Annotated in this window: 20 protein-coding genes, 2 tRNA genes and 1 other RNA gene; 16 read left to right on the top strand and 7 right to left on the bottom strand. The window is 53.4% G+C overall.

Annotation, left to right across the window (positions count from 1 at the left end):
• Window positions 1-540: 540 nt before the first annotated feature.
• Window positions 541-1,023, top strand: coding sequence for a YagK/YfjJ domain-containing protein (locus ACYVG7_RS07395; protein WP_460882545.1), 483 nt, complete (start codon window positions 541-543; stop codon window positions 1,021-1,023).
• Between the two features lie 89 nt (window positions 1,024-1,112).
• Window positions 1,113-1,373 carry a YagK/YfjJ domain-containing protein gene (locus tag ACYVG7_RS07400; RefSeq protein ID WP_460882580.1) on the top strand — a complete coding sequence of 87 codons (261 nt, stop codon included), beginning with the start codon at window positions 1,113-1,115 and terminating at the stop codon, window positions 1,371-1,373.
• Window positions 1,374-1,436: 63 nt separating this feature from the next.
• Here the strand turns inward: ACYVG7_RS07400 and ACYVG7_RS07405 are convergent, their stop codons facing one another.
• From ACYVG7_RS07405 to smpB, 3 genes are all read right to left on the bottom strand, one after another.
• Window positions 1,437-2,675 carry an integrase domain-containing protein gene (locus ACYVG7_RS07405; protein ID WP_460882546.1) on the bottom strand — a complete coding sequence of 413 codons (1,239 nt, stop codon included), beginning with the start codon at window positions 2,673-2,675 and terminating at the stop codon, window positions 1,437-1,439.
• A 176-nt stretch (window positions 2,676-2,851) separates the two neighbouring features.
• Window positions 2,852-3,211: a transfer-messenger RNA gene (gene ssrA / locus ACYVG7_RS07410) on the bottom strand.
• Window positions 3,212-3,257: 46 nt separating this feature from the next.
• Window positions 3,258-3,740, bottom strand: a complete 483-nt coding sequence (smpB, locus tag ACYVG7_RS07415) for an SsrA-binding protein SmpB (protein ID WP_460882547.1) — start codon at window positions 3,738-3,740, stop codon at window positions 3,258-3,260.
• 144 nt (window positions 3,741-3,884) lie between these two features.
• On the opposite strand from smpB, the gene ACYVG7_RS07420 reads away from it, so the two are divergent.
• Window positions 3,885-4,319, top strand: coding sequence for an SRPBCC family protein (locus tag ACYVG7_RS07420; RefSeq protein ID WP_460882548.1), 435 nt, complete (start codon window positions 3,885-3,887; stop codon window positions 4,317-4,319).
• Window positions 4,312-4,653, top strand: a complete 342-nt coding sequence (locus tag ACYVG7_RS07425) for an RnfH family protein (protein ID WP_460882549.1) — start codon at window positions 4,312-4,314, stop codon at window positions 4,651-4,653. The genes ACYVG7_RS07420 and ACYVG7_RS07425 overlap by 8 nt, the downstream gene beginning before the upstream one ends.
• A gap of 115 nt (window positions 4,654-4,768) precedes the next feature.
• On the opposite strand, the gene ACYVG7_RS07430 is transcribed toward ACYVG7_RS07425, so the two are convergent.
• The 3 genes from ACYVG7_RS07430 to nadK form a co-directional block, all read right to left on the bottom strand.
• Window positions 4,769-5,107: an outer membrane protein assembly factor BamE gene (locus tag ACYVG7_RS07430; protein ID WP_460882550.1), complete on the bottom strand. Its 339-nt coding sequence runs from the start codon at window positions 5,105-5,107 to the stop codon at window positions 4,769-4,771.
• Window positions 5,108-5,231: 124 nt separating this feature from the next.
• A complete protein-coding gene (recN, locus tag ACYVG7_RS07435; protein ID WP_460882551.1) occupies window positions 5,232-6,902 on the bottom strand; it encodes a DNA repair protein RecN in 1,671 nt (556 codons plus the stop codon).
• Window positions 6,903-7,016: 114 nt separating this feature from the next.
• Window positions 7,017-7,901 (bottom strand): NAD(+) kinase, encoded by an 885-nt coding sequence (gene nadK / locus ACYVG7_RS07440; protein ID WP_460882552.1) that lies wholly within the window; start codon window positions 7,899-7,901, stop codon window positions 7,017-7,019.
• 183 nt (window positions 7,902-8,084) lie between these two features.
• Between nadK and grpE the strand changes: the two genes are divergently transcribed.
• The 4 genes from grpE to greA all read left to right on the top strand — a co-directional run bounded on the left by grpE (window position 8,085) and on the right by greA (window position 12,657).
• Window positions 8,085-8,681 (top strand): nucleotide exchange factor GrpE, encoded by a 597-nt coding sequence (gene grpE, locus ACYVG7_RS07445; RefSeq protein ID WP_460882553.1) that lies wholly within the window; start codon window positions 8,085-8,087, stop codon window positions 8,679-8,681.
• Window positions 8,682-8,894: 213 nt separating this feature from the next.
• The gene (gene dnaK / locus ACYVG7_RS07450; protein ID WP_460882554.1) at window positions 8,895-10,820 is read left to right on the top strand and encodes a molecular chaperone DnaK; all 1,926 of its coding nucleotides are present in this window, start codon (window positions 8,895-8,897) and stop codon (window positions 10,818-10,820) included.
• Between the two features lie 85 nt (window positions 10,821-10,905).
• On the top strand, window positions 10,906-12,042 hold the full coding sequence (gene dnaJ / locus ACYVG7_RS07455; protein ID WP_460882555.1) for a molecular chaperone DnaJ: 1,137 nt from the start codon (window positions 10,906-10,908) through the stop codon (window positions 12,040-12,042).
• Window positions 12,043-12,180: 138 nt separating this feature from the next.
• Window positions 12,181-12,657, top strand: a complete 477-nt coding sequence (greA, locus tag ACYVG7_RS07460; RefSeq protein WP_460882556.1) for a transcription elongation factor GreA — start codon at window positions 12,181-12,183, stop codon at window positions 12,655-12,657.
• A gap of 58 nt (window positions 12,658-12,715) precedes the next feature.
• Here greA and yhbY read toward each other — a convergent pair whose 3' ends face one another.
• A complete protein-coding gene (gene yhbY / locus ACYVG7_RS07465) occupies window positions 12,716-13,012 on the bottom strand; it encodes a ribosome assembly RNA-binding protein YhbY (RefSeq protein ID WP_460882557.1) in 297 nt (98 codons plus the stop codon).
• 95 nt (window positions 13,013-13,107) lie between these two features.
• On the opposite strand from yhbY, the gene rlmE reads away from it, so the two are divergent.
• The 8 genes from rlmE (at window position 13,108) to rimP (ending at window position 19,506) form a co-directional block, all read left to right on the top strand.
• Window positions 13,108-13,737 carry a 23S rRNA (uridine(2552)-2'-O)-methyltransferase RlmE gene (gene rlmE, locus ACYVG7_RS07470; RefSeq protein WP_460882558.1) on the top strand — a complete coding sequence of 210 codons (630 nt, stop codon included), beginning with the start codon at window positions 13,108-13,110 and terminating at the stop codon, window positions 13,735-13,737.
• Between the two features lie 47 nt (window positions 13,738-13,784).
• On the top strand, window positions 13,785-15,731 hold the full coding sequence (ftsH, locus tag ACYVG7_RS07475; RefSeq protein WP_460882559.1) for an ATP-dependent zinc metalloprotease FtsH: 1,947 nt from the start codon (window positions 13,785-13,787) through the stop codon (window positions 15,729-15,731).
• Window positions 15,732-15,789: 58 nt separating this feature from the next.
• The gene (gene folP / locus ACYVG7_RS07480; RefSeq protein ID WP_460882560.1) at window positions 15,790-16,632 is read left to right on the top strand and encodes a dihydropteroate synthase; all 843 of its coding nucleotides are present in this window, start codon (window positions 15,790-15,792) and stop codon (window positions 16,630-16,632) included.
• Window positions 16,633-16,636: 4 nt separating this feature from the next.
• Window positions 16,637-17,971 carry a phosphoglucosamine mutase gene (gene glmM, locus ACYVG7_RS07485; protein ID WP_460882561.1) on the top strand — a complete coding sequence of 445 codons (1,335 nt, stop codon included), beginning with the start codon at window positions 16,637-16,639 and terminating at the stop codon, window positions 17,969-17,971.
• A gap of 310 nt (window positions 17,972-18,281) precedes the next feature.
• Window positions 18,282-18,623, top strand: a complete 342-nt coding sequence (secG, locus tag ACYVG7_RS07490) for a preprotein translocase subunit SecG (RefSeq protein ID WP_460882562.1) — start codon at window positions 18,282-18,284, stop codon at window positions 18,621-18,623.
• A 12-nt stretch (window positions 18,624-18,635) separates the two neighbouring features.
• Window positions 18,636-18,720, top strand: a tRNA-Leu gene (locus ACYVG7_RS07495).
• A gap of 69 nt (window positions 18,721-18,789) precedes the next feature.
• Window positions 18,790-18,866 (top strand) — tRNA-Met (locus tag ACYVG7_RS07500).
• Window positions 18,867-19,047: 181 nt separating this feature from the next.
• Window positions 19,048-19,506 carry a ribosome maturation factor RimP gene (gene rimP / locus ACYVG7_RS07505; protein ID WP_460882563.1) on the top strand — a complete coding sequence of 153 codons (459 nt, stop codon included), beginning with the start codon at window positions 19,048-19,050 and terminating at the stop codon, window positions 19,504-19,506.
• Window positions 19,507-19,517: the final 11 nt, after the last annotated feature.

Here is a 19,517-nt window from a genome sequence, read left to right on the forward strand (position 1 = left end):
GAAAACAGAACACTTGGAGAAGGTGCTGATTGCCGGATTATCCGTATCGCTCAAAAACTAGACACTCATGCGTTCGCCCTGGGCGGTGGCTGCAGCTGAATTTCAAGTTTGGGGTGCTTAATAAAATCAAAAAAAATGACATTCTTCAGTTAGGTCCAGTGGCTGTTAGAAGAAAAGAAAGACTAGAGCAAGCGCTGGCGTTGTTGCAGGTTCAAGGGAGAATCGTTGTTAGTCAAGAGTGCGGGACAATGTTTGTCTTTAAATTCCAACGGTATGGAATTTAATTTCCGAGTTGATGAGTGTTTATATTGGAGTTCAATATTAATTGATTGGGTGTTTTTTACGGTTGTTTGGTCGTTGTTTTTCACCATGGCAATGTAGGATTGGTAATATATACATCTCAGTATATATCTATGTTATTAATTAATTCACTTATATCGTGACTGTGAGTTAATCAACATTTATTAAACAATGCATCACTTCATTGTGAGGGGTTATCACATCCTCTCGCTTGGGTGCCGTATATTTGGAATAGTGAATATGAATAAACGATTCAGAATGTCTTCTGTTGAGATCGGTAACTTCGTTGACGAAATGTCACTTTTGTATGGTGATATAAATAAGTCGTATGTGGAAAGGATTAGCGAGCTCATCGGCCAGTCATTGGACGATAGTGCCAACATATTTGCATTCAGAGTTGACCTCCGGTTCACAGATCCGGAGGCAGGTTGTCCTGACTCTCCTGTTTGTTTTCAAAATACTGATGAGCAGGTAATGAAGCGTTTTTTTGCATCGCTTGATAGCCAACTTGAGGCACATGAGCATCAACGGCGAATGCGAGGGGTTCGGGTACACCCGAACAATCTGAGGTATGTCTGGGTGCGAGAGCAGAACGAGTCGGCGCTACAGCATTATCACGTTGTGATTATTCTCAACAAGGCAGCTTATTACAGCTTGGGGGATTTCTTTGCTCCAGAACCATTAGCAGGGAAGATACCAGGGCGGGAGCATACTTTGATTTAGGATGATTTTTGCTCAAAAATGGCGTGCCAAATTGCATAAGTCATCAGAAAAATTCATTTTCAAGCGGGAATTTTAACGTCATGCACCTAATGGATAAAAATCATACGAAGTATGCTCCCGCCCTGGGGAAGATACAGCAAGCCTGGTGCAGGGCTGCTGGCTTGGACTATCCGGATTACCGAGGTCTAGTTGAGTTTCCGGAGAATTGTGGTTATTGGCTATCAAGAGAGTCTGTATATAACAGGGCGTTGCCCTACACGGAATTTATGCAACGAGCGACATATTTGGCCAAGGAGAAAACCAAGATTAGAGGGGCAGGTTACCGTTGTTTTGGTTCAAGCCAAGTTTGATTTGAGTGCGAGTATCAAGCGGGAGCCATAAACTCCCGCATTTCTCTGTATTCTTCCTAGCGATTAACTGGCTATAACACTCGGCTTCCACGTCAATGCTGAGCCCACACTAGCTGCCTGTTCAATGTGTTTAGACCACCATTCCATCATCTCTCTGCGTCTGTCCAGATAATCTGTGCGGTTGTAGGCACTACGGACCTCGTCTTTATCTGAGTGAGCCAGCGCAGCTTCGATAACATCCGCATCAAACCCCTTCTCGTTGAGGGTTGTACTGCCCAATGCTCGGAGACCATGAGCGACCAGCTTTCCTTTTAGCCCCATACGCTTAAGCGCAGCATTAGCTGTTTGCTCGTTGGTATGAGTCATGGGATCGCGTTGCCCTGGGAATAGAAATTCACGATGGCCACTGATAGGCCTTAACAATTCCAGTAGTGCCAAGCTCTGCTCGGTAAGAGGAATGTTGTGCGGCTTCCGCTTCTTCATCCGTTCGGCTGGGATCCGCCAAAGTTTGTTTTCGAGGTCAATTTCACTCCAAGTGGCACCTGCCGCTTCGCTTGGTCGGACGAGAGTATGCAGGCTCCATTCGATCAGTAACCGCGTTTGCAGGCTGATACTCGCTTTGGCCAGTTTATTCATCAGCTCCGGTAACTGATTGGGCGTTAGCGTGGGCATGTGATTTTTTTCTGGTTTTTGGAAAACTTTACTGATCCCCGAACAGGGATTGGCATCAATCAGACCTGAGTTCACGGCATACGTCATGATTTCATTTACTCGCTGCGTCAAGCGCCGGACTGTTTCCAGCTTTCCGGATGCTGCGATGGGCTCGATGGCCCTGATGGCCGTTTGTGCTTTCACCTCGGCGATAGGCAGATCACCAATAACCGGGAACAGAAATAGCTCCAGAGACCGGATGAGATCGTCGGCATAGTTAGCGGTTACCGAGGGCTTTTTGAGCTCAAACCAACGCTCTGCAACGGCACGAAAGGTGTGTTCGGTTACCGCTCTGGCTTGTTCTGCTTGTTGCTGTTCCCACTCGCGGGGATCCGTTCCTTGAGCTAGCAAGGCGCGGGCCTCATCCCGTTTCTGTCTGGCTTGCGCCAGGGAAACCTCGGGATAAGGGCCAAACGCCATGTTGGTCCGCTTCTTCGTGATAGGGCGATAGTAGTCAAAAAGCCAGATACGGCTACCGGTTGGCGTGATGCGCAGATAGAGACCACCGCCGTCGCGGAGTGTGTACTCTTTCTCTTTTGGCTTGGCGTTCTTTACTTCGGTAGACGAAAGCGGTTTGGTGATTCTGGGCATGTCCGACTCCTGTAGCTACACGTCTTTAGCAACATGTTGGGTTGTGTAGCTACGAGTGTAGCTACAACCATCGGATTCCACTGTATCGGATTGGACAACGCTGGAAAAGAAAAAACCCGCAAGGCCTTATGCCATGCGGGTTTTCGTATCGCTTTGGTCCTCATCGGACCGGTATTTGGTGGAGCTGGCGGGATTTGAACCCGCGTCCGAAAAACCTACATCCTCAGTACTACATGCTTAGTCGAGTCTTTACATTCGCCATCCAGCTGCGGACCGACACGCCACCGAATGACTAGCCTGATTGGTTTTAACGCTTCCGCCCCAGGCAGGACTTCCACGCGATCCTATGAAAGATGACCTTCCAATCCCCTAGGACATAGGCAAGCTAGGGTAGAAGGGCTTCGAGCAGGGTATTAAGCTGCTAAAGCGTAGGTTTCGTCGTTTGCGACTATTTTTTGCGGTTTATTAACGAGGCCTACCGCACCTCGGCATGCACCTTGGGTTTCGAGTGTCCCGTCGAATCCAGAATCAGCCCCAATGTGTTGACGCCATCTTACCGTAAAGAATTGATAACTCCAAGGCTTAGCGGCCTTTGTTCTTCATCATCCGTTCTTTATCCCGTTGCCACTCTCTTTCTTTGAGGTCATCGCGCTTGTCGTGCTCTTTTTTACCCTTGGCCAGACCGATCTCGATCTTGACCCAGGCATTCTTCCAATACAGCGCCAACGGGATCAGGGTGTAACCCTGGCGTTCGACCAGACCGATCAGCCGTTCGATCTGGCTCTTCTGCAGCAATAGTTTACGGGTGCGGGTGGGATCGCAGATCACGTGGGTAGAGGCCAGGCTCAGGGGCGTAAAGTTGGCGCCAAACAGGTAGATCTGACCATCACGAATGATGACGTAGCCATCACCGATGTTGGCCTTGCCGGCGCGCAGTGATTTGACTTCCCAGCCTTGCAATTCGAGGCCAGCCTCATACTTATCTTCAATGAAGTATTCGTGACGAGCCTTTTTATTCAGCGCTATGGTCGAGGACCCGGCGTTTTTACTTTTGTTTTTGCTCATGGGGCTAAACCTTTCCTCTACATCAGGTCGGGCATTATACGTGGCGATGGGGCGCTGTAAAACCATGCGATCAATTGGAGCCGTGATATGGTGCGATTTTTGCGTCGAATGCTAGAATCGCCGGCGAGTGAACGAGGAGAGTGTATGGCCCGAATCAACCGCAGTGCGTTGGTGATGTATAGCGCTGAACAGATGTATCAGTTGGTAAATGATGTTCATGCTTACCCGCAATTTTTGCCTGGTTGCGTCGCCAGCGAAGTTCTGGAATCCCAGGCGGACTCCATGGTGGCCCGAGTGGAGGTCGCCAAAGCAGGGATCCATAAATCCTTTACCACTCGGAATTTGTTACAAGCAGGCCGTACTATCCAGATGAACTTGGTCGATGGCCCCTTCCGACGCTTGAGCGGTGTCTGGAGTTTTACGTCTCTGGATGAACAGGCGAGTAAAGTGGAGCTGGCATTGGAGTTTGAATTCAGCTCCCGGCTGGTCGAGTTGGCATTCGGGCGTATTTTCAATGAGTTGGTTGGCTCTATGGTGCAGGCCTTTACGCAGCGAGCGAAGGAGGTTTACGGTGAGTGAGTTGGTGAATATCGAAGTGGTCTACGCCTTGCCGGAAAAACAGGTGCTGTTGACGGTCAAGGTTGCGCCGGGTTCAACCATAGAGCAGGCGCTGGAACAAAGTGGTGTGCTACGGCGGTTTCCTGAGCTGGATTTGGCGACGATGAAAGTCGGGATTTACAGCCGTATTGTTCCGCTAACGACCGCCTTGTCCGGGGGCGAACGCATCGAAATCTATCGTCCGTTGACGGCCGACCCACGGGAGATGCGCCGCAAGCGGGCAGAAAAGGCTAAAGATGAAGGCCGCGCTGATAAGGTCACCGGCGGAGTTGTCAATCCGCAACGCAAGCACTGATGCCGCACTCGCGTTGCTGACAGTGGTAAACGGGTGTTGGACGCTGTGGTTTATATCGCCAATATCCAGATCGAGGATCGGATATTGGCGTTGCAAGAGGTGAGCCTTCGGACGGCTATAACGGCAGGTTGAAGCTGGCTGGCGGTGGAAAATCACCACTGACGCTGGTCAGTTTGTCGTTCATAAAACGAATGGTGAGATTCTTCTGCTTGGGCTCATTCCAGCCTTCGCGCAGATAATAGACGTAGTGCCAAGTGCTGCTGTCGAAGGCATCTTCAACCATGGGGCTGCCCAGCACAAACTCGACCTGGGCCCGGCTCATGCCAGCACGCAGTTGTTCGATCTGCTTTTGCTCTACGAAGTTACCTTGCGGCACATCGATTCGGTAGACACAGCCGGTGCTTAGCAGCATAGCGGCGGTCAGTGTTGCAATAACCAGTTTGTTGTTCCGCATCAGCAAATTCTTCATTCAATTCAATAAGCAGGCCAGATGATAGCGGGGAACGCCAGCGAAGTAAAAGTGCGTCTGAAGAGCGGACGCATATTTACTTCATCGGCTAGTTGCTGCCCCAGCAGCGTTATGGCGCGGCAACCAGCAGTTCTCGAGCATTGGCGAGGGTATTGCTGGTGATCTGATCTCCTCCCAGCAGGCGCGCCAGTTCATCAAGACGCCCTTGATGGGAGAGGGCATGCATCCGGGTTTCGGTGGATGCGCCATCGCTTTGCTTGCTGACAAACAAGTGCTGGTGGCCATGGCCTGCAACTTGCGGTAAATGGGTGACCACCAGGACCTGGGTCGAGGCGCCCAATTCGCGTAGCAATTTGCCGACAATAGCCGCTGTCGGTCCGCTGATGCCGACATCCACTTCGTCAAAAATAAGGCTCGGGGTGGCGACGCGCTCGGCGGTGATGACCTGGATCGCCAGGCTGATACGGGATAACTCGCCACCCGAGGCGACTTTGGCTAATGGCTGCAGGGGTTGGCCCGGGTTGGTGGAAACCAGGAAGTCGACATGATCCATGCCGAGCGGGGAAGGAGTCGCTGCTGTTGGATTGCTGACCAGGATCTGCAACTGACCATCGGGCATGGAGAGGGAGCGGATGCGCAGGCTGATGAGCTGCGCCAGCTCGGCGGCGTAACGCTGGCGGCTGGCACTGAGTCGACTGGCCGCCTCTTGATAGTCGTTTCTCGCTTGTTGTTGCTCTAACGCCAGAGCATCGAGCCGTGCATCGTCGTGACTGATACTATCCAGCTCGGCGCGAAGCTCAGTATGGGCCGCGGCCAATAATTGCGGCTTGACATGGTGCTTGCGCGCCAGCTCGAGAGCGCGGGTGAGGCGCGACTCCAGGGTGGCAAAGCGTTCGGGATCCAGCTCCATGCGATCGAGATAGTGGCGCAGCTCCTGCTGGCTCTCCTGTACCTGGATGAGGGCATCATTGAGCATGGTCATCACAGGCTGCAGCTTCTCATCCAGGCTGCAGAGCTCCTCCAAACGGGAGACGGCACTCTTGAGCAGGCTGGCGGCGGTCACCTCTTCATTATCGTAGAGCAGATCGAGACATGCTTGGCAGTCACTGATGATCTCGCCACTGTTGGCCAGACGAGTATGTTCCGCCTCAATGGCTTCATATTCACCGGCCTGCAAGGCAAATTCATCCAGCTCCTCTACCTGATATTCCAGCAATTGGCGACGGGATTCCCGCTGGCTTTTATCTTGCTGCAGGCGGTTGAGTTCATGCTGGAGTTGGCGCCAGTTCTGATAATGCTGGCGCGTGGCGTGCAGCAGATCGTGATGGCCGGCATAGCCATCCAGGATGGTCAGCTGATGTTCGGGTTTGAGCAGGAGTTGGTGAGCGTGCTGGCCGTGGATGTTAATGAGCAACTGGCCGAGGGCCTTGAGCTGGGTTAACGGAACTGGGGTGCCGTTGATATAAGCCCGGGAGCGGCCTTCGGCGGTGATCACCCGGCGCAAGAGACACTCCTCTTCGTCTTGCAGCTCTTGCTCATGCAGCCAGCTTCGGGCGAGAGGATTATTGCCCAGATTGAAACGTGCCGTCAGTTCAGTACGCTCGGCGCCTGGGCGGATCATGCTGATCTCCGCGCGCTCTCCCAGGCAGAGCCCCAAGGCATCAATGGCGATCGACTTACCGGCACCGGTTTCGCCGGTGATGCAGGTCATGCCGCCTTGAAGCTCCAGTTCGAGAAATTTAACGATGGCAAAATTCTGAATTGTTAATTGAGTCAGCATGACAGCACCTGTTCAAATTACTGTATTGATAAACAGTATATACTGTTTATCAATACAGTAAATAGACATGAGTGGACGCGATGTGTTTTTTTGAGCGCAGTCTAACGTCAGTCGTCAGAACAGTTTGCTGCCCCAACCGAGCTTGTTGCGTAACACATTGAAGTAGCTGTGACCCAGCGGGTGTATGAGCTGCAGGGTATGCTGGCATTTACGGATGATGATTTCGTCACCCGGATGGACATCCAGCGAGATGTGGCCGTCACAGCTGACTTGCAACTGATCATCGATATTGTCGGGCGAGACCACCAGTTTCACTTCGCTGTCCGCGTCAATGACAATCGGGCGACAGCTCAGGGTATGGGGGAACATGGGGACCAGGGCGATGGCATTGAGCTGGGGCGTCAGGATAGGGCCGCCAGCCGAAAGCGCATAGGCGGTGGAGCCGGTGGGTGTGGCGACTATGATGCCATCCGCGCGCTGGCTGTACATGAAGACATCATCAATGTGCACGGCAAAGTCGATCATATGGGCAATCTTGCCCGGATGCAGCACCGCTTCGTTGAGGGCCGTGCTGCTCGCCTTAAGCTCACCATAGCGGTAGACGCTGGCGTTGAGCAAAAAGCGGGACTCGGTCTGGTAGTGGCCATCCAGCACGGCCCGCAACGGAGCCTCGAAGTCCTGAGGGGAGAGATCGGTTAAAAAACCCAGATTGCCCCGGTTTACGCCGAGAACTGGGACGTTATAGCGCGCCAGAACCCGTGCCGCACCCAGCATATTACCGTCACCACCGACGACGATGGCCAAATCAGCTACCTTGCCCAGATGCTGCAGATCGAGGGCTTGTGCAACTGGTACGGATAACTGCTCGGCAACCCGGCTTTCCACCAGAACATTACGGCCATACGCGGTGAGGAAATCGTATAAGCAACGCAGGGTCTGATTAGTGGCGATGTGATTGGGTTTGCCGATCAGGGCTATGGTGTCGAACTGTGCTGGCATGTGGGATCCTGCGTGGCGAGCGGATGCTGAAGTATATCCTGATTCATTCAAGCGTCTAATCAGACTCGTTTTTTCAGTTTCCGTCCACTCTTGTCTGGTGTAAGACGGCATCAAACCTTGAAAGGCCGCGCTTAGTCCCCATAATAGGCTGCAAGTGTAAGAAACTGATGTGTTGGAGACGTGATGAGTAACCAGGAACAAGCGATGGAACAAAGTGCAGAGCAAAACACCGAAGCGCTGCTTGATGCAGAGCTAGCCGATGCAGGCACCGGATCCACAGCTAGCGACGAGCTGACTGCCCTGTTGGAGAAGCTGGCGCAAGCCGAAGCCGCCGCGCAGGAAGAAAAAGACCGCGCGTTACGCATTGCTGCTGAGATGGAAAATCTGCGTCGTCGCTCGGCGCTGGATGTTGAAAAGGCGCACAAGTTTGCGCTCGAGAAATTCTCCGGTGAGTTGTTGCCGGTCATCGATAGCCTGGAACGTGCTCTGGAGTTATCGGATCGGGAAAATGAGGCGCTGAAGCCGACCTTAGAAGGTGTTGATCTGACCCTGCGCTCCATGCTGAGCACTGTGGCCAAATTTGGTGTCGAGGCGATCAATCCGCTGGGTGAACCCTTTGATCCCAATCGTCATCAGGCGATCAGCATGGTCGAAAATGGACAGGTAGCGCCCAACTCGGTGATCGCCGTGATGCAAAAAGGCTATGAGCTCAATGGCCGTATCATTCGTCCGGCGATGGTCATGGTAGCCCGCGCTCCCAGCGTGGATGTACAGGCCTGATCAAGGCTCGGTGCTTGAAGAGCCCACCATTTGGTGGGTTTTTTTTATCTCCGGGCTCTTGAAGGCGGAGATGGGCACCCCCATATCTAGGACAACGGCGAAGTCCGGGACGAAAAAAGTGAGCGGCGGCGATTGAAATTCCGTACTCACACCCCCACTTAGCATCACAAGAGACAAGTTGAACGCATTTTTGCAGATTTACGGAGATTAGAAATGGGTAGAATCATTGGTATTGACCTGGGTACGACCAACTCTTGCGTGGCCATTCTGGATGGTGACCATGCTCGTGTCATCGAAAACGCCGAAGGCGATCGTACGACTCCGTCCATTATTGCGTATGCGGATGACGGCGAAATTCTGGTTGGTCAACCAGCCAAGCGTCAGGCGGTCACCAACCCCAAGAACACTCTGTTTGCGATCAAGCGTCTGATCGGTCGTCGCTTTGAAGACGAAGAAGTACAGCGCGATCTGAAGATCATGCCGTATGGCATCACCCGTGCTGACAATGGTGATGCCTGGGTTGAAGTCAAAGGCAAGCGCATGGCGCCGCCGCAAATTTCAGCTGAAGTGCTGAAGAAGATGAAGAAGACTGCCGAAGATTTCCTGGGTGAACCTGTGACTGAAGCGGTCATTACTGTACCGGCCTATTTCACCGATGCCCAGCGTCAAGCAACCAAGGATGCCGGCCGTATCGCGGGTCTGGAAGTCAAGCGCATCATCAACGAGCCGACTGCCGCTGCGTTCGCCTATGGCGTCAATAAGATCAAGGGTGAACGTAAGGTTGCGGTCTATGACTTGGGTGGTGGTACCTTCGACATCTCCATCATTGAAATTGATGAAATGGATGGCGAAACGACCTTCGAAGTGCTGGCGACCAACGGTAATACCCATCTGGGTGGCGAAGACTTCGACAACCGTCTGATCAACTATCTGGTAGACGAGTTCAAGCGTGAGCAAGGCATGGATCTGCGTAACGACATGCTGGCGCTGCAACGCCTGAAAGAAGCCGCAGAAAAGGCCAAGATTGAACTCTCTTCTGCCCAACAGACCGACGTCAACCTGCCGTACATCACGGCTGACCAGACTGGTCCTAAGCATATGAATATCAAGGTGACTCGTTCCAAATTGGAGTCGCTGGTTGAAGATATGGTCAAGGCGTCACTGGAACCTGTCCGCATCGCACTCAAGGATTCCGGCCTGTCCGTATCCGAGATCGATGACGTGATTCTGGTGGGTGGTCAGACTCGTATGCCTATGGTGCAGAAGGCTGTGACCGACTTCTTCGGCAAAGAGCCGCGTAAGGATGTGAATCCGGATGAAGCGGTTGCAATGGGTGCCGCGATCCAAGGTGGCGTCCTGGCCGGTGAAAAGCACGATGTGTTGCTGCTGGACGTGACGCCGCTGTCGCTGGGTATCGAGACCATGGGCAGTGTCATGACCGCGCTGATTGAGAAGAACACCACGATTCCAACCAAGAAGTCCCAGGTGTTCTCGACGGCCGATGACAATCAATCTGCGGTGACCATTCACGTGCTGCAGGGTGAGCGTAAGCGCGCCAGCGACAACAAGTCTCTGGGCCAGTTCAACCTGGAAGGCATTCGTCCGGCACCGCGTGGTCTGCCGCAGATCGAAGTCACCTTCGACATCGATGCGGATGGTATCCTGCATGTGTCCGCCAAAGACAAGGACACCGGCAAGGAACAGAAGATCACCATTCAGGCTTCTTCCGGTCTGACTGATGCTGAAATCGAGCGTATGGTTCGTGAAGCAGAAGCCAACGCCGCCGAAGATAAGAAGTTTGAAGAAATGGTGCATGCTCGCAACCAGGCCGATGCTCTGATCCATGCCACGCGCAAGCAAATCACCGAAGCCGGTGACGCGCTGCCGACTGACGAAAAGCAGAAGATTGAAGATGCCATCAAGGCACTGGAAGAGGCCGCCAAGGGCGATGACAAGTCCGTCATCGAAGCCAAGCAGCAAGAGTTGATGACCGCAACCCAGAAGTTGATGGAGATTGCCCAGCAGCAAGCTCAGCAACAAGCCCACGCTCAGGGCGGTGATGCCGGTCAGCAACAGTCCAAGCCACAAGATGATGTCGTCGATGCTGAATTTGAAGAAGTTAAAGACGACAAAAAGTAATAGTTGCCGGGTTGTTCGGTAGTTGAAACGGGCGTTGGGCAACCAACGCCCGTCTGTGTATCCATCAGCACGGACTTGAGAGAACATGTCAAAACGCGACTTTTATGAAGTACTGGGTGTGGAGCGCAATGCCGAAGATCGCGAGATCAAGAAGGCATATAAGCGCTTGGCGATGAAGTTCCACCCCGATCGCAACCGCGAAGATCCGCAGGCGGAAGAGAAATTTAAAGAGGTCAAGGAGGCTTACGAGATCCTGACCGATCCGCAAAAACGTGCGGCCTATGATAAATATGGGCATGCCGGTGTTGACCCCAGCATGGGGGCCGGTGGCGGCGGTTTCGGCGCGGGGAATGCCGATTTCGGCGATATCTTCGGCGATGTGTTTGGCGATATTTTTGGTGGTGGTCGCCGGCAACAGCGTGCGACCCGAGGTGCCGATCTGCGCTACAACATGGAGCTGTCGTTAGAAGAGGCGGTTCGTGGCGTCAACAAGGAGATCAAGGTTCCGACCTTGGTTGGCTGCGATGAGTGCCATGGCTCTGGTGCCAAAGCTGGCTCTCAACCGCAAACCTGTCCGACCTGTCATGGCAGTGGTCAGGTGCAGATGCGGCAGGGATTCTTTGCTGTGAGCCAAGCCTGCCCCCATTGCCGAGGCAAGGGCAAGATCATCAAGGATCCATGCCGTAAATGCCATGGTGAAGGCCGCTACCAGAAGACCAAGACCCTGAATGTGAAGATCCCGGCGGGTGTGGATACTGGCGATCGGATCCGTCTGGCCGGAGAGGGTGAGGCGGGCGAGGCTGGGGCTCCAGCCGGGGATCTGTATGTACAGGTTCATGTCAAAGAACATCCGATCTTTGTGCGTGACGGCAATAACCTCTATTGCGAAGTGCCGATTAGTTTCACCTCGGCCGCACTGGGTGGCGAAGTCGAAGTACCGACACTCGAAGGCCGCGTCATGCTGAAGATCCCGGCCGAGACACAAACCGGATGCATGTTCCGCATGCGGGGCAAGGGCGTCCGCTCGCTGCGCTCCGGTGCCGAGGGTGACCTGTTGTGCAAGGCGGTGGTGGAAACGCCCGTCAATCTCAGCGACGAGCAAAAAGATCTGCTCAAGCAGTTGGAGGACTCCTTCAACGGGGCTGAAACCAAGCTGCACAAGCCGAAGGCTCAGGGCTTCTTTGATGGCGTGAAGCGTTTTTTTGACGACCTGACCAGCTAGTCGGTGCAGGCACAGGGGATGATCTCCTGGCGTATTCATATTAGAATGCGGAATAAGGGTTAATGAATGTCTGTCCGGACTGGTGTCGGGCAGACATTTGTTTTTTCGGATCAAGCCATTGAGAAATAGGGTTAGCGTATGAATCAAACCCCAATGACGGTTCGTGGTGCAGAAAAGCTGCGTGAAGAATTGGAATATCTAAAGAGCGATCTGCGTCCGAAGATTATTGAAGCGATTGCCGAGGCGCGAGCGCACGGTGATCTGAAAGAAAATGCGGAATATCACGCAGCCCGTGAACAACAGGGTTTCTGTGAAGGCCGGATCCAGGACATCGAAGGCAAGCTGTCCAAGGCTCAAGTCATTGATGTGACCAAGTTGCCGCAGACGGGGCGCGTGGTGTTTGGTGCCACTGTCACTGTGTTGAAGAGCGATACCGAAGAAGAGATCACCTACCGTATCGTTGGCGATGACGAAGCCGACATTAAAGTGGGTATGATCTCGGTCAATTCGCCGATTGCTCGTGGTCTGATTGGAAAAGAAGTGGATGATGTGGCGCTGATCAAGACGCCAGCCGGGGATGTCGAGTACGAGATCCTGGAAGTTCAATATCTCTAACCACAGATCCAAAAAGTAAAAGGGGGCCTAGGCCCCCTTTTAAAACAAGTGGTCGTGCTTATTTACGTGGCAGATTGAATTTGCTTTCTTCTGCCTGGCGGAACAGCGACAGCATGTTCCCCATCATTTGCACTTCTACGGCGCGGGTTTCGCGCAGTATGGCCTGAGCAATCAGTTGTTTGGTTTCGCGATCTTCTCCTGCTACCTTCACCTTGATCAACTCATGGTGAGCCAGGGCAGCATCGATTTCGGCCAACACACCTTCAGTCAGACCATGCTGGCCCAGCATTACCACCGGCTTGAGGCTGTGAGCCATACCCTTGAGGTATTGCTTCTGTTTGGTCGTCAGATTCATGGCTATTTCTTCATTGGTCGGGTTGAAAGGGGCGTATTCTACCCCCATATCCAGTCTAATACTAATAGCCTTTAGGCTTAGAGTTGTAATTCATCATGAGTAAAAAGAAGCGTACACCCAGCTCCACGCGCTGGCTAAAAGAACATTTCGATGACAAATACGTGCAGAAGGCGCAAAAGCTTGGTTTGCGCTCGCGAGCTGTATTCAAGATCGATGAGATCCAACTCAAAGATAAATTGATCAAACCGGGGATGACGGTCGTCGATCTCGGTGCGGCACCGGGTGGCTGGTCACAGTTTTGCGTCGAGCAGGTCGGTGACAAGGGGCGAGTGATTGCCTGTGATATTCTGCCGATGGATCCGATTGCCGGGGTTGATTTCTTGCAAGGGGATTTCCGTGAGGAGTCCGTATTGGCGGCTCTGCTGGAGCGGGTTGGGGATGCCAAGGTCGACGTCGTTTTGTCCGATATGGCTCCCAATATGTCAGGGACTCCAGCCGTGGATCAGCCCAGATCGATTTATCTGATCGAGTTGGCGCTGGATATGTGTCGTCAAGTTCTGGCTCCGAATGGTAGCTTCGTGGTCAAGGTTTTTCAGGGCGTGGGTTCTGAAGAGTATCTGAAAGCAGTACGTGAAGTATTCAAGGTCGTGAAGGTCCGTAAACCCGATTCATCCCGGGCCCGATCACGGGAAGTCTACATTGTGGCTACAGGTTTTAAACTGTAGTAACCTGACCCTAACTCTCCTGGCCATCAAATTGCGAGGTTAATGATTTGAGTGATATGGCGAAAAATCTGATCCTTTGGCTGGTCATCGCCGTGGTGCTGATGTCCCTGTTCCAAAGCTTCAGCCCTGGCGACAGCTCGGGTCGACAACTGGATTACACCACGTTCGTCCGTGAAGTTTCTCAAGAGCAGATCCGGGAAGTCCGCATCGATGGCAAGGTCATCAATGGTATCAAGCGTAATGGCGACAAGTTCCTGACCGTCATTCCGATGCCGGATAACAATCTCATCAACGATCTTCTGAAGTACAACGTCAAAGTTCTGGGTGAGAAACCAGAAGAGCCTAGCTTGCTGGGTTCTATCTTCATCTCCTGGTTCCCGATGCTGTTACTGATCGGGGTTTGGGTGTTCTTCATGCGTCAGATGCAGGGCGGTGGCGGTAAGGGTGCCATGTCTTTCGGCAAGAGCCGAGCTCGTCTGATGGGCGAGGATCAGATCAAGACGACGTTTGCGGATGTCGCCGGCTGCGATGAAGCCAAGGAAGAAGTCAAAGAGTTGGTGGATTACCTCAAGGATCCGTCCCGCTTCCAGAAGTTGGGTGGCAAAATTCCTAAGGGTATTCTGATGGTCGGTCAGCCGGGTACCGGTAAGACCTTGCTGGCCAAGGCGATCGCTGGCGAAGCCAAGGTGCCGTTCTTCTCGATTTCCGGCTCTGACTTTGTGGAAATGTTCGTCGGTGTCGGTGCCTCACGGGTTCGAGACATGTTCGAGCAAGCCAAGAAATCGGCACCTTGCATCATCTTCATCGATGAAATCGATGCGGTGGGTCGGCAGCGGGGAGCGGGGCTGGGTGGCGGACACGATGAACGCGAACAGACCCTGAACCAGATGCTGGTCGAGATGGATGGTTTTGAGGGCCATGAAGCGGTCATCGTCATCGCCGCCACGAACCGTCCCGATGTCCTGGACCCGGCGTTGTTGCGTCCAGGCCGTTTTGACCGTCAGGTCGTGGTTGGCTTGCCGGATGTCCGTGGTCGGGAGCAGATCCTCAAAGTACATATGCGCAAGGTTCCCCTTGGAGATGATGTGGATGCATCCGTGATTGCACGGGGTACTCCGGGTTTTTCCGGTGCGGATTTGGCTAACCTGGTGAACGAAGCAGCGCTGTTTGCGGCTCGAGGCAACAAGCGTCTGGTCAGCATGACCGAGTTCGAGCGCGCCAAAGACAAGATCATGATGGGGGCTGAACGTAAGTCCATGGTCATGACCGAAAGCGAGAAAGAGATGACTGCCTACCACGAGGCAGGACATGCCATCGTGGGTCGTATGGTCCCGGATCATGATCCTGTGTATAAGGTTTCTATCATCCCTCGCGGTCGAGCACTGGGTGTCACCATGTACCTGCCGGAGCAGGATCGCTGGAGCCATTCCAAGCAATATCTGGAGTCTATGGTTTCCAGCCTCTACGGTGGCCGTATTGCGGAAGAGATCATCTATGGTCGGGAGAAAATGACCACTGGTGCCTCGAATGATATCGAACGGGCGACGGATATCGCACGCAAGATGGTGACTCAATGGGGCATGTCGGAAGAAATGGGCCCTATGCTCTATGCCGAAGAAGATGGCGAAGTGTTCCTCGGTCGCTCCATGGCCAAGGCGAAACATATGTCGGATGACACGGCGCGGGCTATCGATGCCGAGATCAAGCACGTCATCAATCGCAACTATGATCGGGCTAAGCATATCCTGATGGACAATCTGGATATCCTGCATGCCATGAAAGATGCCTTGATGAAGTACGAGACCATTGATGCCAAACAGATCGACGATCTGATGATGCGTCGCGAGGTGCGCCTCCCTGCTGATTACGACAAAGATCAGAAGCCAGCAGTGGACGATGGCGTGACTCCTGAGCCTGCGGTAGCAGATGAGGTGGTCGCGGCTGAACCTGCTTTGTCCGATGAGGCGAAGAAGGACGAACATCCTCAAAGCTGATGTCTCTTTGATACTCTGACCCCGGGCCTGGCTCGGGGTTTTTCTTTGGAGAAATTGCATGTTATTGCGTAGTAAAGGGCGAGTGCTCGACCTGGCTCAGCCTCAGGTGATGGGGATCCTGAATGTCACGCCGGACTCCTTTTCGGATGGTGCCCGTTACCTGGAGCTGGATAGGGCATTACGCCGTGCACAATCCATGGTTGAAGAGGGTGCCACCCTCATCGACATCGGCGGTGAGTCGACTCGTCCGGGGGCGGATGAAGTCGGGCTGGATGAGGAGCTGGCTCGTGTGGTGCCTGTCGTCGAACGGCTGGCAGCCGAGCTGGATGTCTGGATCTCCGTGGATACCTACAAGCCCGAGGTGATGCGTGAAACCACGGCTGCCGGTGCTCATTTGATCAATGATATTCGAGCCCTGGCCGAGCCGGGAGCCTTGGCAATTGCCGCCCAGGCGCAAGTGCCTGTGTGCCTGATGCATATGCAAGGTGCGCCGCGGACCATGCAAGCGTCACCTCACTATGACGAGCTGATCGTTGATATTCGGACATTTTTCCAAGAACGGGTTGCGGCTTGTGTAGCAGCCGGGATAGATCGCGAGGCGCTGCTCCTGGACCCCGGATTCGGCTTCGGCAAAACGCTGGAACAGAATTATGAACTGCTGGGGCGAATGAGTGAGTTTGCCGGATTCGGTTTGCCACTGCTGGTCGGTCTGTCGCGCAAATCGATGATTGGTAACCTACTTCAGCGCCCGGTTGATGCACGACTGGCGGGCAGTCTGGCGGCCGCACTCTTTGCATTTACGCAAGGTGCGCATATTATCCGCGTGCATGATGTCAAAGAAACGGTAGATGCCTTGCGGGTATTCTCCTACGCGACGCAGTTCAGCAACGAGAGAACATGAAGTTATGAGTAGAAAGTATTTTGGTACCGACGGCATTCGAGGTTTGGTCGGCGAGTTTCCTATTACCCCTGATTTTGTTATGAAGCTGGGTTGGGCGGCTGGTAAGGTGCTGGCCAAGCAAGGTACCCGCAAGGTATTGATCGGCAAAGATACTCGGATCTCGGGATACATGCTGGAATCTGCTCTGGAAGCCGGCTTATCGGCTGCCGGGATCAAAGCCGTGCTGCTGGGCCCCATGCCGACCCCTGCAGTCGCCTATTTGACCCGGGCGTTTCGCGCCGAAGCGGGTGTAGTGATCAGTGCCTCCCATAATCCGTATTACGACAACGGCATCAAATTTTTCTCCCAGGATGGCACCAAGTTACCCGATGAGGTGGAGCTCGAAATCGAAGCCGAGCTGGATCAACCCATGAGTTGTGTCGAGTCGGCCAAGCTGGGCAAGGCCAACCGGATTGATGATGCGCCCGGGCGCTACATCGAATACTGCAAGAGCTCCTTCCCCGGAGAGTTGAGTCTGGATGGCCTGAAGATTGTGCTGGATTGCGCACACGGGGCTACCTATCACATAGCGCCATCTGTGTTTCGCGAACTCGGAGCGGAAGTCATCGCAATAGGTTGCACGCCTGATGGCTTGAATATCAATGCCGGGGTTGGCTCTACCGAGCCGGAGGCCTTGGTGGCTCGGGTGCTGGCCGAACAGGCGGATCTGGGGATTGCCTTTGATGGTGATGGCGATCGGGTGATGATGGTGGATCAAACCGGTTATCTCATCGATGGTGATGAAATCATCTATATGATTGCTCGTGATCAACGGGCCCAAGGAAAGCTCTCGGGAGGCGTCGTCGGTACCCTGATGTCGAACCTGGGCCTGGAATTGGCGTTACAAGAGCTGGATGTCCCCTTCTGTCGCGCCAAGGTGGGCGATCGCTATGTGATGGAGATGCTCAAAGAGCGGGGATGGCGCTTGGGCGGAGAAAATTCCGGCCATGTCATCCATCTGGATCATGCGACGACTGGTGATGGTATTGTCGCAGCGTTGCAAGTGCTGCAGGCGATGATACATCAGCGCTGTGACTTACAAACTCTACGCTCGGGAATGCGCAAGTTTCCGCAGGTGCTGGTGAATGTTCGCTTTACTGCCAGCCAGGATCCAACTCTAGATGCCGATGTATTGGCAGAAGTGGCCCGAGCCGAGAGTGAGTTGGCCGGTCGAGGTCGAGTCTTATTGCGTAAATCTGGCACCGAACCCCTGATCCGGGTGATGGTGGAAGGGGAGGATGCGGCGTTGGTGAATAGCCTGGCGCAGCGGATTGCAGATCGCGTCAAGTTGGTTCCATAAAGCGGAAAATATTCTAGGTATCTGTTTTGCCGACAAAATGCGCAAACGAACCTGAATTGGAAAAAACTGCTTGTCAGTGATGATCGAGCTGGATAGTATTAGCCCCGCTCCCGAACAGGAGGTCGTTGCTGACGGCTTTTGTATCTGACGGGGCTCATGCGTCGAAGCACTGCTTCGGGCAATCCAGATTTCTAGAGCAGTGATCCTCGTCATTGCTCGCGGTCAAGACAAGCGCTTGGTCGGTGCCTTGCTGGCACAGCCCGACATCTAGATGTCGATATACATCTGCAAGTCAGCTTAAGGTGTGATTATGTACGAAATTTTATTGGTGGTTTATCTGTTGGTCGCTCTGGCTGTTATTGGCTTGGTGTTGGTCCAGCAAGGTAAGGGTGCAAGCATGGGTGCTTCTTTCGGCGCCGGCGCATCCAACACCGTGTTCGGTTCATCCGGCTCTGGTAACTTCATGACCCGTGCCACCGGCATTCTGGCAACTCTGTTTTTTGTGCTGAGCCTGGTGTTGGGTGCTATGAGTCACAATCGTACCAAGCCTGCCGAGAACTGGACCGATCTGTCTGCTCCGGCTGCTGTTGAGCAGGTGAAAGAAAAGGTAGTCGAAGCGCCGGTCCAGAAAGACGCTGACGTACCGAACTAAAGAAGAGTTATTGCCCAGCTGGTGGAATTGGTAGACACGCTATCTTGAGGGGGTAGTGCTTTCGGGCGTGCGGGTTCAAGTCCCGCGCTGGGCACCAATGTTTAGAAGTGAGTCGCGTTGCTTGAAGCCTGATTCGCAAGCGACTATAATCTCGCACGATTTCGGACGCGGGGTGGAGCAGCCTGGTAGCTCGTCGGGCTCATAACCCGAAGGTCGTCGGTTCAAATCCGGCCCCCGCAACCAATTTCAGTCACGTCCTTACTGAATCATCAAGGACGGTCGCCGCGAGACGACAATCAGGGTCCTGTTGTGAAGCCCCGATTTGAATAATCGGGGCTTTTTGTTATTTGCGATTTGCGCCAGGGTCTTGGCGTGAATCATTGTACTGGGCTTCATGCCCTTTTTTCATTTTTGGAGGGTCGCATTGGCTACGTTGGAACAACGGCTAATCCAGATGTTGGAGAGTCCTGTCGAGTCACTTGGCTTCGAACTCTGGGGTATTGAATTTGTCCGTGCTGGCAAGCATTCGACCCTGCGCGTATTTATTGACCATGAAAATGGCATCACCGTCGAGAACTGTGCCGAGGTTAGTCACCAGGTCAGCAGTATTCTGGACGTTGAAGATCCCATCACGACGGAATATAACCTGGAGGTTTCTTCTCCCGGGATGGATCGTCTTCTGTTTAAGCCCAGTCAGTACGAAAAATATTTAGGCGAACAGGTTAGCCTGACGCTACGCATGGCGGTGAATAACCGCCGTAAATACAAGGGTGTTATCACACGTATCGAGGGCGAAATGCTCGTCCTGGTCGTTGATGGTAATGAAGAAACGGTTGCCTTTGCCAATATTCAGCAGGCAAATCTGGTTCCGAACTTTGATTAACGAGGCTGTCG

It is taken from the genome of Pseudaeromonas pectinilytica (assembly GCF_054780855.1).

Excerpts from the sequence above, each read along its gene's own strand:
- ACYVG7_RS07395 (WP_460882545.1), top strand. The coding sequence starts at position 541 with ATGAATAAACGATTCAGAATGTCTTCTGTTGAGATCGGTAACTTCGTT.
- ACYVG7_RS07400 (WP_460882580.1), top strand. The coding sequence starts at position 1,113 with ATGGATAAAAATCATACGAAGTATGCTCCCGCCCTGGGGAAGATACAG.
- ACYVG7_RS07405 (WP_460882546.1), bottom strand. The coding sequence starts at position 2,675 with ATGCCCAGAATCACCAAACCGCTTTCGTCTACCGAAGTAAAGAACGCC.
- smpB (WP_460882547.1), bottom strand. The coding sequence starts at position 3,740 with ATGAGCAAAAACAAAAGTAAAAACGCCGGGTCCTCGACCATAGCGCTG.
- ACYVG7_RS07420 (WP_460882548.1), top strand. The coding sequence starts at position 3,885 with ATGGCCCGAATCAACCGCAGTGCGTTGGTGATGTATAGCGCTGAACAG.
- ACYVG7_RS07430 (WP_460882550.1), bottom strand. The coding sequence starts at position 5,107 with ATGCGGAACAACAAACTGGTTATTGCAACACTGACCGCCGCTATGCTG.
- recN (WP_460882551.1), bottom strand. The coding sequence starts at position 6,902 with ATGCTGACTCAATTAACAATTCAGAATTTTGCCATCGTTAAATTTCTC.
- nadK (WP_460882552.1), bottom strand. The coding sequence starts at position 7,901 with ATGCCAGCACAGTTCGACACCATAGCCCTGATCGGCAAACCCAATCAC.
- grpE (WP_460882553.1), top strand. The coding sequence starts at position 8,085 with ATGAGTAACCAGGAACAAGCGATGGAACAAAGTGCAGAGCAAAACACC.
- dnaK (WP_460882554.1), top strand. The coding sequence starts at position 8,895 with ATGGGTAGAATCATTGGTATTGACCTGGGTACGACCAACTCTTGCGTG.
- dnaJ (WP_460882555.1), top strand. The coding sequence starts at position 10,906 with ATGTCAAAACGCGACTTTTATGAAGTACTGGGTGTGGAGCGCAATGCC.
- greA (WP_460882556.1), top strand. The coding sequence starts at position 12,181 with ATGAATCAAACCCCAATGACGGTTCGTGGTGCAGAAAAGCTGCGTGAA.
- yhbY (WP_460882557.1), bottom strand. The coding sequence starts at position 13,012 with ATGAATCTGACGACCAAACAGAAGCAATACCTCAAGGGTATGGCTCAC.
- rlmE (WP_460882558.1), top strand. The coding sequence starts at position 13,108 with ATGAGTAAAAAGAAGCGTACACCCAGCTCCACGCGCTGGCTAAAAGAA.
- folP (WP_460882560.1), top strand. The coding sequence starts at position 15,790 with ATGTTATTGCGTAGTAAAGGGCGAGTGCTCGACCTGGCTCAGCCTCAG.
- glmM (WP_460882561.1), top strand. The coding sequence starts at position 16,637 with ATGAGTAGAAAGTATTTTGGTACCGACGGCATTCGAGGTTTGGTCGGC.
- secG (WP_460882562.1), top strand. The coding sequence starts at position 18,282 with ATGTACGAAATTTTATTGGTGGTTTATCTGTTGGTCGCTCTGGCTGTT.